The following is a 1053-nucleotide window of genomic DNA, read 5'->3' as shown; positions in this document are numbered from 1 at the left end:
GATCCAGGTCGGGTCGGTGGCGGTCGGCGGGGACGCGCCGGTGTCGGTGCAGTCGATGACGACGACGCGTACGTCGGACATCGGGGCGACGCTGCAGCAGATCGCGGAGCTGACGGCGTCGGGCTGTCAGATCGTGCGGGTGGCGTGCCCCACGCAGGACGACGCGGACGCGCTGGCGGTGATCGCGCGGAAGTCGCAGATCCCGGTGATCGCGGACATCCACTTCCAGCCGAAGTATGTGTTCGCGGCGATCGAGGCGGGCTGTGCGGCGGTCCGGGTGAACCCGGGCAACATCAAGCAGTTCGACGACAAGGTCAAGGAGATCGCGAAGGCGGCGAGGGACCACGGCACTCCGGTCCGGATCGGTGTGAACGCGGGCTCGCTGGACAGGCGGCTGTTGCAGAAGTACGGCAAGGCCACGCCTGAGGCGCTGGTGGAGTCGGCGTTGTGGGAGGCGTCGCTGTTCGAGGAGCACGACTTCCGCGACATCAAGATCTCGGTGAAGCACAACGATCCGGTCGTGATGGTGGAGGCGTACCGCCAGCTCGCGGAGCGCTGTGACTACCCGTTGCATCTGGGTGTGACGGAGGCGGGTCCGGCCTTCCAGGGCACGATCAAGTCGGCGGTTGCGTTCGGTGCGCTGCTGTCGCAGGGCATCGGTGACACGATCCGGGTCTCTCTGTCGGCGCCTCCGGTGGAGGAGGTCAAGGTCGGCATCTCGATCCTGGAGTCGCTGAACCTGCGGCAGCGGGGTCTGGAGATCGTTTCCTGCCCGTCCTGCGGGCGTGCCCAGGTGGATGTCTACAAGCTGGCGGAGGAGGTCACCGCCGGGCTCGAGGGCATGGAGGTCCCGCTGCGGGTGGCGGTCATGGGCTGTGTCGTCAACGGGCCGGGGGAGGCCCGTGAGGCGGACCTGGGTGTGGCTTCCGGCAATGGCAAGGGGCAGATCTTCGTGAAGGGCGAGGTCATCAAGACGGTGCCCGAGTCGAAGATCGTGGAGACCCTCATCGAGGAGGCGATGAAGATCGCCGAACAGATGGAGAAGGACGGCGT

The 1053-nt window shown here is 67.0% G+C and carries 1 protein-coding gene; it reads left to right on the top strand.

All coding sequences use genetic code 11. The features are described 5' to 3' along the window. Window position 1 precedes the first annotated feature (1 nt). On the top strand, window positions 2-1053 hold a 1052-nt coding region (gene ispG / locus ABZ845_RS31995; RefSeq protein WP_360987087.1), incomplete at its 3' end, for a flavodoxin-dependent (E)-4-hydroxy-3-methylbut-2-enyl-diphosphate synthase.

This window comes from Streptomyces sp. NPDC047022, assembly GCF_040644155.1.
In the GTDB taxonomy this organism is placed as follows: Bacteria; Actinomycetota; Actinomycetes; order Streptomycetales; family Streptomycetaceae; genus Streptomyces.
Note: the sequence above shows the minus strand (reverse complement) of the source record. Positions and strands in the feature narration are given on the sequence as shown.